The organism is Streptomyces sp. NL15-2K (genome assembly GCF_030551255.1).
Classification (GTDB): domain Bacteria; phylum Actinomycetota; class Actinomycetes; order Streptomycetales; family Streptomycetaceae; genus Streptomyces.
In genome coordinates this window covers 8758306-8771530 of the sequence record NZ_CP130630.1, presented here as the reverse complement: position 1 = coordinate 8771530, position 13225 = coordinate 8758306, and the positions used below count along the sequence as shown (strand labels likewise).

Below are 13225 nucleotides of genomic sequence, written 5' to 3'. Positions count from 1 at the left end.
CCGCCTCATGCGCGCTTTCGTACTGACCGCCCCGGGTGAGTACGCGGTGCGGGAGGTCCCGGCGCCGGTGGCGGCCCCCGGCGAAGTCGTCATCGACGTCGAGCGGGTCGGCGTGTGCGGCACCGACGTCGAGTTCTTCACCGGCGAGATGGCCTACCTCCACCAAGGCCACTCCACCTACCCGATGCGGCTCGGCCACGAGTGGGCCGGGCGCGTGGCGGCGGTCGGCGACGGTGTCGACCCCGCCTGGGTCGGCCGACGCGTCATGGGCGACACCATGCTGGGTTGCGGCGCCTGCCGCCGCTGTCTGCGGGGCCACCAGCACGTGTGCGAGAAACGGCAGGAAGTCGGCGTACGCGGCGGGCGGCCCGGCGCCCTGGCGGAACAACTCGCGGTGCCCGCCTCCTCGTTGCACGCCCTGCCCGACACCGTCGACGCCGAACTCGGCGCGCTGGTGGAGCCGGGCGGCAACGCCCTGCGCGCCGCACAGGCCGCCGCACCGCGCCCCGGAGACCGGGCACTGGTGCTCGGCCCGGGCACCATCGGCCTGCTGGCCGCGATGTTCATCCGGGCCGCCGGTGCGGAGGTGCACCTGATGGGCCGTACCGACAGTTCGCCGGCCTTCGCCCGCGACCTGGGCTTCGCGTACGTGTGGCCGGAGGGCTCCGTCCCGGATCTGCCGTTCGACGCGGTCGTCGACGCCTCCAACGCCGCCCATCTGCCCGCCCTGGCCCTGGAGTCGGTCGAGCCGGCCGGCCGCGTCGTCTACGTCGGGCTGGCCGGCGAACCCAGCCGCATCGACACCCGCACGCTCGCCCTCAAGGACGTCACCGCGATCGGCATCCTGTCCGCCTCCCCCGGCCTCGACGCCACCATCCGGACCTACGCCGACGGAACCGTCGACCCCAGGCCACTCGTCGCCGCGACGGTCGCCCTCGAACAGGTCGGCCCCGTCCTCGCCGGCGAGCGCCCCGCCGACGCCGGGCCGGGGCCCAAGATCCACGTCGACCCGCGCCGGGGCTGACGAGGGCGCGCCTCACAGGGCCGTGGGTTCACCGGACAGGTGTCGTTAACGGATACCATGGAGCCGAAAAAAATACCCTTTCTCGACGCACGCACGCAGGCGGAGCGGAGATCGGCCGCTGAAAGGATGACCGCCTCATGGCTTCGGAGATTCCACCGGCGCCGGGTAGTCCTGCCTGGTGGGCGAGCCGGAAACCGGCCCCTCCCTACCGGCGCGGACGCCCTCCGATGGACGCCGGCCGGATCATCGACACCGCCCTGAAACTCATCGACGAAGTCGGGATCCAGGCACTGACCCTGCGCATGCTCGCCGACGCCCTGGACTCCGGCACGGCAACGCTCTACCGCCACTTCGACGGCAAGGACGAACTCCTCGCCCTCGTGGCCGACAGAATCCTGGGCGAGGCCCGCGTCCCGCCCGCGGATCTGGACGGTCTGTCCTGGCGGGAGGCCGTGGCCGCCGCCGCGGAAACTTTCTACGACACCCTGCGCCGACACCCCCATGCGGTGCCCTTGCTGGCGGCCCAGGTTCCCGTCGGCCCCAACGGACTCCGCGCGAGAGAACGGCTCATCACCCTGCTCCTGAGCCACGGTTTCCCGGTCGGCCTGGCCGCCCGCACCTTCACCGCCGTCGGCCACTACGTGATCGGCTTCGCCATCCAGCAGCACGGCCCCGGAACACCACGCCCCGAGGACCAGGCGCAGCTGCGGGACTACTACCAATCCCTGGACCCCGCCACCTACCCGGCCACGACGGCCGCGGCCGACGAGCTGACCTCCGTACCGCTGCACGAGGAGTTCCGGTTCGGCCTGGACCTGCTCCTCGACGGTCTGGAACAGGCCAGACGCACTGCGCCATAGGGACCGATCCTCACCAGTCAGTCAGCGATCAGGACCGGGCGGGGGCCCGCGGGAGCCGTCCACGCCTCGCCGACCCGGGAGAGCGGGTAGGCGTGGGCGTCCACTTGCACCTTGCCGTCGGCGATGCGCTGGACGTAGACGGCCACCTCGGCGAAGTAGCGGCGCATGTCGAAGGAGCCGATGCCGCTGCCGCTGAGGCGAAAGGGGCGGCTGCGCAGCAGCGAGGCCGGCACGGTGGCCTGTTCGCCGGCCGCTGAGCCGATCTCCGCATAGCTGGTGGACCCCTCGCCGGGAAGGTCCACCAGCGCCTGGAAGGCGGCCTCGGCCGCGCCACCCCACAGGAAGTCCAGAACGAGGTCGGGCGCCTTACCGTCGAAGGCCGCACCGATGGCTGCCGCGTCCACGCCCTGATCGCCGACGATCTCGACGGTCTCGGCACCGAGTCCGGCGACGCGCTTGATGGCGTCCGCGCCGCGGCCCACGCCGATCACCCGCCGTACGCCGAGCCCCAGGGCGTTCTGCACGGCGAGGCCACCGGCCGCCCCGGTCACCCCGAGGATCATCACGGTGTCCGGCGTGCCGTGCTCTTCCGCGTGGCCGGTGAGCGGCATCCAGGACGACATGCCCGGGTTCACGCCCGCCGCCACGGCGACGGGGTCGGCGCCGATCGGGAGCGGGAGGGCCAGGGTGACCGCCATCCGCTCGGCGAACGTGCCCCAGGGCGACTCGACGTCGCCGGTGTACACCAACGTGCCGTCGGCGGTACGGGCCACCGCGTCCACCCCCGGTACCAGGGGGAACTCCCCGGTGCTGCTGTAGTGCTCACCGGACGCCTTGGCGCGCACGACGGGGTGGATCGCGGACGCGACCAGGTCGACGATCTGCCCACCCTGGCCGGCCTCGGGACGGGGGAAGTCCCGGTACTCGGGCTCAGAACCCGCCGTCGTCACCACTGCTGCCTTCATCACTTGCTCTCCTCTGCTCGGACATCCCTCTTTACGGATACACTGTAGCCATAAAATCTCCGGCAAGGTGTCAGTGCCGCCATGCCAGAATGGATGTGCTGTTCATCCTCCGACGTCTCCTGTACTGATCCGATGAGGTTGTTGTCTTGAGCAAGCCCGTGGCCCGCGAGCCGATGAGACGCAACTCGCGGTCCAACCGGGCACGCATCCTGGCCACCGCCCGCCAGGAGCTCGGACGGAATCCGGACATAACCCTGGAGGAGCTCGCGCGGGCCTCCGGTGTCGTACGCCGGACCCTGTTCGGTCACTTTCCCGGGCGGGCCGCCCTGCTGGAGGCTCTTGCCGAGGAGGCGTCCGAGGCGCTGCGGGGTGTGGTGGCCGGTGCGGTGCAGCCGGAGGAACCGGCCGAGCGCGCACTCGCGCGGTTCGTGATCTCGATGTGGCCCGTGGGAGACCGTTACCGGATGCTGCTCGCGCTGGCCCGCCGGGACCTGGGCATGGAAAGGGTGACCGAGATCCTCGCTCCCGCCCGTGCCGCGGTCGCGGACATCCTGGATCGGGGGCAGCGGGACGGCGTCTTTCACACACATGTGCCGCCGGCCGTACTCAGCGCGGGACTGGAATCTCTCACCATCGCCCTGCTGGAGAGTGTCAACACCGGGGCGTGGGAGGACGACGGGACCCGGATCGCCGTCGCCACGCTGATCGCGGCCGGGGTACCTGAGAAGCGGGCGAGTGCCGTGGTGAACGACGTCGCGACGACGGTCGGCGCGGTTCCAGCCGCCGACGCCTGAGCCGACTCCGGCTCCGGCTCCGGCTCCGGCTCCGGCTCCGGCTCCGGCTCCGGCTCCGGCTCTCAGGCTTCGTCCGCGCGGCCGGGACGGAAGGTGACCGAGCGGTCCGGCGGCGCCACCAGGTGGAGGCGCGGGTGTACGTCACGGCGTGCCGGACGGTGCGCCGTGCAAGCGGCGGACCGTTGAGGCCGCGACGCCTCTGTCGACGCCCGCGGCGATCAGCGCCGCGGTGGCGGCGCCCGTGCCGTCGTCGGCCCATATCCCGGAGTTGACGCTGTCGAGCAGGGCCAGCAGGTGTGCTTCGAGGGCCCTGCTGAGCGGCCCGGGCGGCACGCTGGTGTGGAAGACGCCCTGGTACTGGCCGCGGGCGAGGATCGCGGTCACGGTCTCGCGGGCCGGGGCGAGCAACTCACTCACTCGCCGCGCCCCGAGGTCCTGCCGGGCGAGTCCGATCAGGGTGCGGTAGCGGTCGCCGACCGGCCACAGGGTGAGGACGAAGCGGGCCAGGGCGGTTGCCGGGTCCGGGTGCGGGGCGCTGGTGGCGGCGATCGTGAGCCGCACCGCCTCCGCGGCGTCAGCGGCGAGTCCCTCGATCAGCGCGGCCCGGCCGGCGAAGTGGCCGTAGACGGTACGCCGCGCCACCCCGGCGGCCTCGGCGATGGCACCGAGGCCGCTGTCGGGGTCCCGACCCAGCACCTGACGGGCTGCTTCGAGGATGCGGGTGCGCGTGGCGCGCGGCCCGCGGAGGCGTGGTCCGTGCGGGGCGGGAGGGCTGGTCATGTCAGTCGGTACCTCGGTGCGGGGTAGCGGTCATCGAGATATTTGCACACCGGTGGGCAATAAACTAGTCTGCACATCGATGGGCAATTAACTCGCCCTCGCACTCCCTCCCGCACTCCCTCCCGCATTCGTCCCTGCACTCGCCCCCTTAGGAGCCTCCGATGTCCCTCCTCGCACAGACCCCTGTCGAGAAAATGACCGGGCCGTACGCACGGCGCTGGTGGGCCCTGCTGGTGCTGTGCCTGAGCCTGCTGATCGTGGTCATGGCGAACACGTCGCTGATTGTGGCCGCCCCGGACATGACCCGGGATCTGAACCTGAGCAGCAGCGACCTGCAGTGGGTCATCGACGGCTACACCGTCCCGTACGCCGCGCTGATGCTCGTCCTGGGCGCGATCGGCGACAAGTACAGCCGGCGTGGCGCCCTGGTCGCCGGTCTGGTGGTCTTCGGCGGCGGTGCGGTGATGGGCAGCCTGGTCGACGGGACCGGACTGGTGATCGCGGCCCGGGCCGTCATGGGCGTCGGCGCCGCCGTGGTGATGCCGGCCACGCTGTCCCTGCTGGTCGCCACCTTCCCGCGGGCCGAGCGGGCCCGTGCCATCACCGCCTGGACGGCCACCTCGGGCCTGGCGATCGCCGTCGGTCCCCTGGTCGCCGGTTGGCTGCTGGAGGACCACGCCTGGGGGTCGACCTTCCTGATCAACGTCCCGATCGTCGTCGCCGCCGTCGTCGGGGCGCTCTTCCTCGTACCGCCGTCCAAGGCCAAGGACGTGGGCCGGATCGACTACGTGGGCGGCCTGCTCTCCATCGTCTCCGTCGGCTGCCTCGTCTACGCGACCATCGAGGGCCCGCACTTCGGCTGGGGCGCCGGGCCCGTCACGGCGGCCGCGGTCGCCGGTGTGGGCCTGCCGGCCTTCGTGTGGTGGGAGCTGCGGCACCCGCGCCCCATGCTGGACGTGCGCAAGTTCCGGCTGCGGCCCTTCAGCGGGTCGATGCTCGCGGTGCTGTTCTTCTTCTTCGGTACGTTCGGCGCGATCTACTACTCCACCCAGTTCCTGCAGTTCCTCCTGGGCTACGGCCCGCTGGAGACCGGCGTACGGCTGCTGCCGCTGGCCGGCGCGGTCTTCGTCGGTGCCGCTCTCACCGGCCGGCTGACCCCGCTGTCCGGCATGAAGACGTCGGTCGTCGCCGGCATGGTGATCGGCACCGCGGGGGTCCTCCTGCTCACGCAGGTCGACAAGAGCTCGACGTACACCGACTTCCTGGCGCCGATGGTGATGCTCGGCTTCGCGATCGGGCTGAGCGTGTCCCCGGCCACGGACGCCATCATGGACTCCTTCCCCGAGGCCGAACTGGGCGTCGGCGGCGGCGCCAACGACACCGCGCTGGAGCTCGGCGCATCCCTGGGCATCGCGGTCCTCGGCTCACTCCTCGGCACGAGCTACCGGGACGAGCTGACCGGCCTGGTCGGGGGGCAGTTGCCGGCCGCGGCCCTCGACACCGCCAAGGACTCGGTGGGCGGCGGCCTGGCGGTCGCCGAGCAGGTCGCGAAGGACCCGGCCGCCGGACCGCAGCAGGCCCAGGCCCTCGTGGACGCCGTCCATCAGGCGTTCGCCCATGGTGTCGCCCAGACCAGCATGGTCGGCGGGATCGTCATGGCCGCCGGCGCCATGATCGTCCTGGCGGTCCTGCCCGGCCGTTCCGGCGCGGGGAAGCGCCGGCCGGAAGGTTCGGCCGCAGAAGGAGCGGAGGTCACGGCGGAGGCCACGGACGAGACCTACACCGACGTCCGCTGAACCCCGGCCCCCGCGCCACCTTTCCGAGCACCGGTAGTCCGGTCAGCCCGCCCGCTCGGGCAGGGGGCGGCGGGCGATGTCGCGGGCGTCGTCCGAAGGAACCCCCAGCATGCGCAGGACCATCTCCGCCAGGTTGGCGGCCGCCTCGTCGGCGTCGATCCCGGGGCGGGCGAACCTCAGCTCCACCAGGGACAGCAGGGACCCGCCCAGCGCGGACAGGGCCACGGTCGGGTCGACGGCGACGAAGCGGCCCGCGGCGACGCCGCTCTCCAGGTCGCGCAGGGCTCGCGGCGCCAGCCCCCGGTCGGAGTGGATGTGGCCGAGTCCGCGGTGACGCAGTACCCGCATGAGCTCCGGGTGGGAGTCGACCATCCGCACGCTGAGCCTCAGTCCCACCGCGACGAGCTCGGCCGGGTCGTCGGTCCCCCGCAGGCGCTCGTCGATGGTCTCGCCGAACTCCTCGAGCACGTCCACCACCGCCGCGTCGAGCAGTTCGGCCTTCGACTCGAAGTGGTTGTAGAAGGAGCCGAAACCCACGTCCGCGCGCTCCGCGATCGCCTGGATGCTCGCGCTACGCTGATCAAGGTGGCCGACCTGGCCTGGCTGGAGTTCGAGAAGCCCGACCTGGACCGCGCGGAGGTCTTCGCGCGTGACTTCGGCTTCGCGGTCGCCGCCCGCGGTGAGCGCGCGCTGTGGCTGCGGGGCACGCTCGCCGGCTCGCCGTGCGTGGTGATCCGGCGTGGCCCTGCATCCCGTTTCATCGGCCCCGCGTTCCGCGCCGCAGAGCGGGCCGACCTGAACCGGCTGGCCCGCGCGACCGGCTCCGCCGTGCGCGACGTGGACGCGCCCGGCGGCGGCAAGGTGGTCGACCTGCTCGACCCCTCCGGCATCCCGGTGCGGGTCGTGCACCGCGCCGAGGAACTGCCCGCGCTGCCCGAACAGCGGCCGCTCCTTCTCAACTTCGGGACGGACCACCGTCGTACGAACGTCACGCAGCGCCCGCCGCGTGAGCCGTCACTACGAGGCGGCGATCATCGCGCTGGACGAGACGGGAGCCGGCTACGAGGTGTCCGGCGACCGGCTGCGCGCCCAGGTCGCCTCCGTCGCCGCCACCCTGCGTGGCCTGGGCATCGGCCAGGGCGACCGGGTCGTGGGCTACCTCCCCGACACCCCGCACGCCATCGTCGCCTTCCTCGCCGCCGCGAGTCTGGGCGCCGTCTGGTCGGTGTGCGGACAGGACTACGCCCCGCGGGCCGCCGCGGACCGCTTCGGCCGGCTCGAACCCACGGTGCTGATCGCCGCGGACGGCTACCTCTTCGACGGCACGACCCACGATCGCCGCGACGCCGCCCTCGAACTGGCGCGGTCGCTGCCCACCCTCGAGGCCACCGTGCTGGTGGACCACGTGGGCCTGTCCTGGCCGCAGGGCGACTACCCGGCCCTGACGCTCGCCTGGGAGGACGCGGTCACCCGCACCGAGCAACTCGATTGCACGCCCGTGCCGTTCGACCACCCCCTGTGGGTCGTCTTCTCCTCCGGCACCACCGGCCTGCCCGAGGGCATCGTGCACGGCCACGGCGGCGTCCTGCTGGAGCAGTTGAAGACCCTCGGCCTCCACTCCGACCTGGGCCCCGGCGACCGCCTCCTCTGGTACACCACCACCCACTGGATGATGTGGAACCTGGTCGCCTCCACCCTCCTCACCGGTGCCACCACCTCCACCTACGACGGCAGCCCGGCCCCGTCCGCCCGCCCGGACGTCCTGTGGGAACTGGCCGCCCGCCACCGCGTCACCCTCTTCGGCACCAGCCCTCAATACCTCCTGGGCATGGCCAAGTTCGGCATCGACCCGTCCGTCCACGACCTGTCGTCGATCCGCGCCGTCGGCTGCACCGGCTCCGCGCTACCCGCCTCCGCCTACCCCTGGGTCCGCGACCACATGGGCGAGCGCGTCCAGTTGGCGTCCATCTCCGGCGGCACGGACGTCGTCTCCGGCTTCGCCGGCAGCGCCCCCACGAGCCGGGCTGGGCCGGGGAGCTGTCCGCGCCCCATCTGGGCGTCGCCCAGGCTGCGTACGACGCCGAAGGATTTCCGGTGGTCGACCAGGTAGGCGAGCTGATCGTCACCCGCCCCATGCCTTCCATGCCGCTGTATTTTCTGGAACGACCCCGACGGGACCCGCTTCCACGACGCCTACTTCGGCTCGTACCCGGGTGTGTGGCGGCACGGCGACAGCCCCGACCTCCTCGCGTATTTCGCCCGTCTGGGCGCCGAACGCCGGGATGCGAGAACCAGCACGTGACATCGCGGGTTGCTCAGGAAGCGGGGAGGGGCCATGTGGTGAGGGGTTCGGTGGTGGGCTTGGCGGAGCCCGCGCTCGGTTCGACGGTGATGGCAAGTGAGGCGGCGGTACCGGGCGGGGGAAGGGACACGGCCTGGAGGCCGGCTTTGGCGGGGAGGAGCCCGGCGGGACGGACTTCGCCCCCGGGGGCGGCGTACCACAACTGGTAGGTCCTGTCGGAGGGCAGGGGAGCGAGGTCCTGGCAGAAGTAGGCGGCCTGGTTCAGGTGGCGTGAGACCACGACGGTGCCCGAGCCGCCGTAGGCCATGCCTTTCTTGACGAAGGTGGTGTCGGGGGCCTCGAGGAGCCGAGCGAGGTCGGCGGCGTGGCTCTCGGCTTCCTGGCGTGTCTCCCTCACCTCCTGGTGCTGCCAGGCCGCCAGGCCGCCGAGCGCGGCGGCCGCGGTCAGACTCGCGGCCAGCGCGAGACGCACCAGACGCGACGCGGATCGCCGGCCGCGGCGCACATCCGCCTGACCGGGGAGCGTCAGCGGGTACTGGGGAGACCGGGCCACCTCGGCGAGGACACGTTCTTTCAGCCGCGGCGGCGGGGTGCGGGCTGCCGCGAGGGCGAGCCAGGCCGCGGCCTCCTGCTGGCGGGCGGTCTCGTGGGCGCAGTCGGGGCAGGCGGCGACGTGTCGCCGGAACGCCACCCACTCCTCCCGGGAGAGGGCGTCCGCCGCATAGGCGCCGGCGAGGTCGTGTGGGTCGGCTGTGGTCACGGCGGAGCTCCCAGGCAATGCCGCAGGCGGGTCAGTGCTCTGCGCAGGCGGCTCTTGACGGTGCCGAGCGGCAGGGACAGCACCGAAGCGATCTCGGTATGGGTCAGGCCGCGGTAGTAAGCGAGCACTACCGGCTGCCGCAGCTCGGCGCTGAGCTCTTTCAGGCAGGAGCGGACTTGTTCGCGTTCCCCGAGCGTCTCCACCGTCTCCACGACGTCGTCGAAGGCGGGAGTCGACTCGTGCTGGGAGACGGCGCGCTCACGTTCGGCGGACCTCTGCGCGGTGCGGACGCTGTCCACGGCGCGATGGTGGGCGATGGTCATCATCCAGGTCATGGCGTGCCCGCTCTCGGGCCGGTAGCGGGGGGCACTCTGCCAGACCTCCAGCATGACCTCCTGGGCGACTTCCTCGGCACGCGCGGGGTCTTGCAGAACCCGGCACGCGATTCCGTAGACCGGGCCGGCGGCCGCGTCGTACAACCGGGTGAAGGCGTCCTGACTGCCGGCGGCGACGGACACCAGCAGTCGGTCGGTCTCGGATGTACCGATGTGCCGGGCCCCGGGGGCCTGCCGCTTCGCCACACCCTCTCCCGCCTGCGTGTCTGCCCCGATCCGCCCTGCTGGGTTCACCCGCCCTCCCCCACAGTGTCCGAGGCCCGGCCGCCGTCCGCATCCCGCGGCGGGGCGGATTCGGCTGTCCAGGAGCCCGGTGACGGCCCGCGCGGGCGCGCGGTCGTGGTGTCACCGGCCCGGGCTTCGTCCTCCTGGCGTCGGTGGCCCGCCCGGGGGCCCGGCGCGGGCACCGGTGGTGCGGGGCGGGCGGCCCGGGAGCCGGCGGCGACCGGCTCGTCGGGGTCGAACACGCCCTCGCCGTAGAGGGCCCGTACCCAGTTGGCCTGGTAGACGGTGTCGAGGTAACGCTCGCCGAGGTCCGGGGCGATGGCCACCGCGGTCAGGCCACGCGTGTCGTGCAGCGCCAGCCAGGCCATCGCGCCGCTGACCACGGTGCCGGTGGAGCCGCCGAACAGGAAGCCGCGTCGGGCCAGGCGGTGGCAGGCGCGGATGCTGTCCGCCTCCTCGACGTGCACCGCCTCGTCGACGAAGGATTCGTCGAGCAGCGGAGGGCACATGCTCATGCCCAGACCGGGAAGCAGCCGGCGTCCCGGAGCACCGCCGAAGGTCACCGAGCCGACGCTGTCCACCGCGACGATCCGGACCGGCCGGTGCCACTGTCGGAAGTAGCGGGCGCAGCCCATCAGCGTCCCCGTGGTGCCGGCCCCGACGAACAACACGTCCAGTCCCGGGAACGAACGGGCTATCGCCGGCGCCGTCCGGAGGTAGTGCGCCTTCCAGTTGTCCGGATTGGTGTACTGGCTGAGCCACACGTACCGGTCGTCCAGGGCGCACAGCTTACGGACGTGGTCGATCCGCGCGCGGAGGAGGCCGCCGTCGGTGCTCGGCTCGGTGACGACGTGCACATGGGCGCCCAGGGCCTCCATCAGCAACCTGGTCGACAGATTGCAGCGGGAGTCCGTCACGCACAGGAACTGGTAACCCTTGCTCGCCGCGATCGTGCTGAGTGCCACGCCCATGTTTCCGGACGAGGACTCGACCAGGACCGACTCCGGCGTCAGGCCCCCCGCCTGCTCGGCGGCCTCCACCATCTCGGTCGCGGGCTTCAGCTTGATCGAGCCGGCGAAGTTGAAGCCCTCGCACTTCAGGAAGAGCCTGCGCCCCAGTATCGACTGGAGGTCGACGTAGAGATCCTCCTCGTTGAAGGTGTAGGGAGCGGATATGACTGACACGATGGCCTCCGCGGATTGAAGAGCGGCCCGGGCCGGATGTGCTTCATCCGTACCTGCGCAGCTCGTGAAAGAAGCCGTCGACGACCTGCAGCTCTCCGGCGCCGGCCACCTCGTCGTAGACGTACTTGCCGACTGCCAGGTCGAGCACCCCGAGACCGAAGGGCGAGAACACCACCGTCCGGTCCCGCGACGGCGTCACGCGCCCGGCCATCACGTCCGCCAGCGTCCCCGTCAGGAAGTCGCAGTTGCCCGTGCGTTGTTCGGCCAGGTGAACGGAGGTGTCCGCCCGCAGGCAGTGCTCGACGTCGTCGACGATGTTGTCCGAGGCGAGCACGATCTCCGGAGCCAGGTCGCGCAGCGACACGTGCAGCACGAGCGGTCCGTGTGCGAACCACGACGGATCGCGGACGTGCGGCCGGGCGGCGACCGTGGCGAAGACCACCAGGTCGCTCCCGCGGATCAGCTGCTCGGGGCTGTCGTGCACGACGATCCAGCCGGTGGCTCCGGACTGCTCCAGGTAGCAGCGGAAACCGGCCGCGCTGTCGGCGGACACGTCGTGCACGCCGATGGCGTCGAACGACCAGCCGGTACCGGTCAGGAAGGTGTGGATGTAGCGGGCGATCAGGCCCGCCCCGAAGAACCCGACACGCGTGGGGCGCGGTCGCCCGCGGCTGAGCCGGTCCGCCGCCAGCGCGGCCGACGCGGCCGTCCTCGTGGCGCTGATGATCGAGGCTTCCATGCAGGCGAACGGGTAGCCGGTGTTGCGGTCGTTGAGGATGAGTACCGCCGAGGCCCTCGGGATTCCGGCCGCCACGTTCTGCGGGAAGCTGGAGATCCACTTCAGGCCGTCCACTCCTGCCTCCCCGCCGATCGAGGCGGGCAGGGCGATGATCCGGTCCCTCGGGCGGTCGGGGAAGCGCAGGAAGCGGGACGGCGGGTTCACCGAATCACCGGCGCCGTGCAGCCGGTAGGTGGCCTCGACCAACTCCACGATCTGCTTCTCGCGCCCCTGCAGTGCCTGCTGGACCTGGCCGCCGGACACGACCGCGAACGGCGGCACGGTGACCGGCCCGGCCGGTGCGGACTCCGCTGCGGTGGAACGGGTGATGGTCATTCGGTGATCACCTCCACGGTGGGCGAGCAGTCGGCCAGGCGCACCGCGTCCGTCATCGCGACGAGCACCTCGCGCGGCCCCTCGTACGGCTCCCTGCTGTGGGCGGTGCGGACGTTGTCGACGAGCATCAGGTCGCCGGCCTGCCACGGCTCGCGCACGGTGTGGGACTGGTAGACGTCGTTCAGGAGTCGCACGGTGTCCTCGCCGATCGGTGCGCCGTCCCCGTAGCGGGTGTTGAACGGCAGCCCGTCGGCGCCGTAGACGTCCACCAGGTACTCGCGTATTTCGGGGGCCAGCGTCCACTCGTTGAGAAACGCGATCTGGTTGAACCAGCAGCGCCGGCCGGTGACCGGGTGCCGCACCACGGCGCTGCGGCGCTGCCAGGTCCGCAGTCCGCCGTCGGGCTGCCACTCGAACTCGATCGCGGCCGCCCGGCAGTAGCGCTCGACCGTCCCGCGGTCCTCACTGCCGAAGGCGTCGGCCAAGGACGCCCCGATCTCCTCGTTGTAGGTACGGGTGAGCAGCCAGCCCTCTCTCAGGAACCGCTCGACGAGATCGGTGGGCAGCGCGTGCAGCACGGTCGGTGCGTCGGCCAGCGCGGTCGCCCCGCCGACGGCGGGAGCACTGAGGCAGGCGAACAGCATCAGGCCGGGGAACTCCAGGGTGTAGCTGAGCTCGTGGTGCATGCACATCGGCTGGTTCGGCGGCCACTTCGCCGAGGAGTACACGCCGTCGGAGTAGCTCCGCCGGGACGCGAAGGCCTCCCTCTCGGTCATCAGAGGGCCGGCCAGTCGCCGGAAGACGGCCTCGGTCTCGGCCGGGTCGCTCAGCCCGAGGCCGCGGACCAGGACCGCACCGTGCTCGGCGACGACGGCGCGCAGCGCGTCCCGGTGCTCGGCCGCCCAGCTCGCCGTATCGCCGGTGGAGCCGACGCGCAGGATGGGGGGTTTGCCGGGCCGCAGGTCGACGCTGAGCAGCGATTTCGTTGAGAACAGGGGGAGCGAGGACGGCATCTCGGTCTCCTTT

General features: G+C 71.9%; 13 protein-coding genes and 1 pseudogene. 6 read left to right on the top strand and 8 right to left on the bottom strand.

The window, feature by feature from the left end; translation table 11 throughout:
* The first annotated feature begins 7 nt into the window (after positions 1-7).
* Positions 8-1024 carry an alcohol dehydrogenase catalytic domain-containing protein gene (locus tag Q4V64_RS39365; RefSeq protein WP_124438643.1) on the top strand — a complete coding sequence of 339 codons (1017 nt, stop codon included), beginning with the start codon at positions 8-10 and terminating at the stop codon, positions 1022-1024.
* Between the two features lie 227 nt (positions 1025-1251).
* Positions 1252-1884 carry a TetR/AcrR family transcriptional regulator C-terminal domain-containing protein gene (locus Q4V64_RS39360; RefSeq protein ID WP_172629086.1) on the top strand — a complete coding sequence of 211 codons (633 nt, stop codon included), beginning with the start codon at positions 1252-1254 and terminating at the stop codon, positions 1882-1884.
* 17 nt (positions 1885-1901) lie between these two features.
* Here Q4V64_RS39360 and Q4V64_RS39355 read toward each other — a convergent pair whose 3' ends face one another.
* Complete coding sequence (locus Q4V64_RS39355; RefSeq protein ID WP_124438645.1) at positions 1902-2849, bottom strand: zinc-binding alcohol dehydrogenase family protein; 948 nt, start codon at positions 2847-2849, stop codon at positions 1902-1904.
* 146 nt (positions 2850-2995) lie between these two features.
* Between Q4V64_RS39355 and Q4V64_RS39350 the strand changes: the two genes are divergently transcribed.
* Complete coding sequence (locus Q4V64_RS39350; RefSeq protein ID WP_124438646.1) at positions 2996-3643, top strand: TetR family transcriptional regulator; 648 nt, start codon at positions 2996-2998, stop codon at positions 3641-3643.
* Between the two features lie 141 nt (positions 3644-3784).
* Here Q4V64_RS39350 and Q4V64_RS39345 read toward each other — a convergent pair whose 3' ends face one another.
* Positions 3785-4423, bottom strand: a complete 639-nt coding sequence (locus Q4V64_RS39345) for a TetR/AcrR family transcriptional regulator (RefSeq protein ID WP_124438647.1) — start codon at positions 4421-4423, stop codon at positions 3785-3787.
* 161 nt (positions 4424-4584) lie between these two features.
* On the opposite strand from Q4V64_RS39345, the gene Q4V64_RS39340 reads away from it, so the two are divergent.
* Entirely contained in the window at positions 4585-6219 is a 1635-nt protein-coding gene (locus tag Q4V64_RS39340) for an MFS transporter (RefSeq protein WP_124438648.1), read from the top strand.
* Between the two features lie 42 nt (positions 6220-6261).
* Here Q4V64_RS39340 and Q4V64_RS55520 read toward each other — a convergent pair whose 3' ends face one another.
* Positions 6262-6783: a TetR/AcrR family transcriptional regulator gene (locus tag Q4V64_RS55520; protein WP_124438663.1), complete on the bottom strand. Its 522-nt coding sequence runs from the start codon at positions 6781-6783 to the stop codon at positions 6262-6264.
* 12 nt (positions 6784-6795) lie between these two features.
* On the opposite strand from Q4V64_RS55520, the pseudogene Q4V64_RS55515 reads away from it, so the two are divergent.
* Together Q4V64_RS55515 and Q4V64_RS39330 are read left to right on the top strand one after the other, a co-directional pair.
* Positions 6796-7233: pseudogene (locus Q4V64_RS55515) on the top strand (2,3-dihydroxybiphenyl 1,2-dioxygenase); the annotation flags it as partial.
* Positions 7226-8329 (top strand): AMP-binding protein, encoded by a 1104-nt coding sequence (locus Q4V64_RS39330; protein WP_301184479.1) that lies wholly within the window; start codon positions 7226-7228, stop codon positions 8327-8329. The pseudogene Q4V64_RS55515 and the gene Q4V64_RS39330, both read left to right, overlap by 8 nt.
* Before the next feature lie 205 nt (positions 8330-8534).
* On the opposite strand, the gene Q4V64_RS39325 is transcribed toward Q4V64_RS39330, so the two are convergent.
* The 5 genes from Q4V64_RS39325 to Q4V64_RS39305 are packed head-to-tail and all read right to left on the bottom strand — an operon-like array spanning position 8535 to position 13212.
* Positions 8535-9281 carry an anti-sigma factor gene (locus Q4V64_RS39325; RefSeq protein ID WP_172629087.1) on the bottom strand — a complete coding sequence of 249 codons (747 nt, stop codon included), beginning with the start codon at positions 9279-9281 and terminating at the stop codon, positions 8535-8537.
* Complete coding sequence (gene sigK, locus Q4V64_RS39320; protein ID WP_124438650.1) at positions 9278-9862, bottom strand: ECF RNA polymerase sigma factor SigK; 585 nt, start codon at positions 9860-9862, stop codon at positions 9278-9280. Before sigK ends, Q4V64_RS39325 begins: the two co-directional genes overlap by 4 nt.
* 44 nt (positions 9863-9906) lie before the next feature.
* Positions 9907-11085 carry a 2,3-diaminopropionate biosynthesis protein SbnA gene (gene sbnA / locus Q4V64_RS39315; protein WP_124438651.1) on the bottom strand — a complete coding sequence of 393 codons (1179 nt, stop codon included), beginning with the start codon at positions 11083-11085 and terminating at the stop codon, positions 9907-9909.
* Between the two features lie 43 nt (positions 11086-11128).
* A complete protein-coding gene (sbnB, locus tag Q4V64_RS39310) occupies positions 11129-12199 on the bottom strand; it encodes a 2,3-diaminopropionate biosynthesis protein SbnB (protein ID WP_124438652.1) in 1071 nt (356 codons plus the stop codon).
* The gene (locus Q4V64_RS39305; RefSeq protein WP_124438653.1) at positions 12196-13212 is read right to left on the bottom strand and encodes a TauD/TfdA family dioxygenase; all 1017 of its coding nucleotides are present in this window, start codon (positions 13210-13212) and stop codon (positions 12196-12198) included. Before Q4V64_RS39305 ends, sbnB begins: the two co-directional genes overlap by 4 nt.
* Positions 13213-13225: the final 13 nt, after the last annotated feature.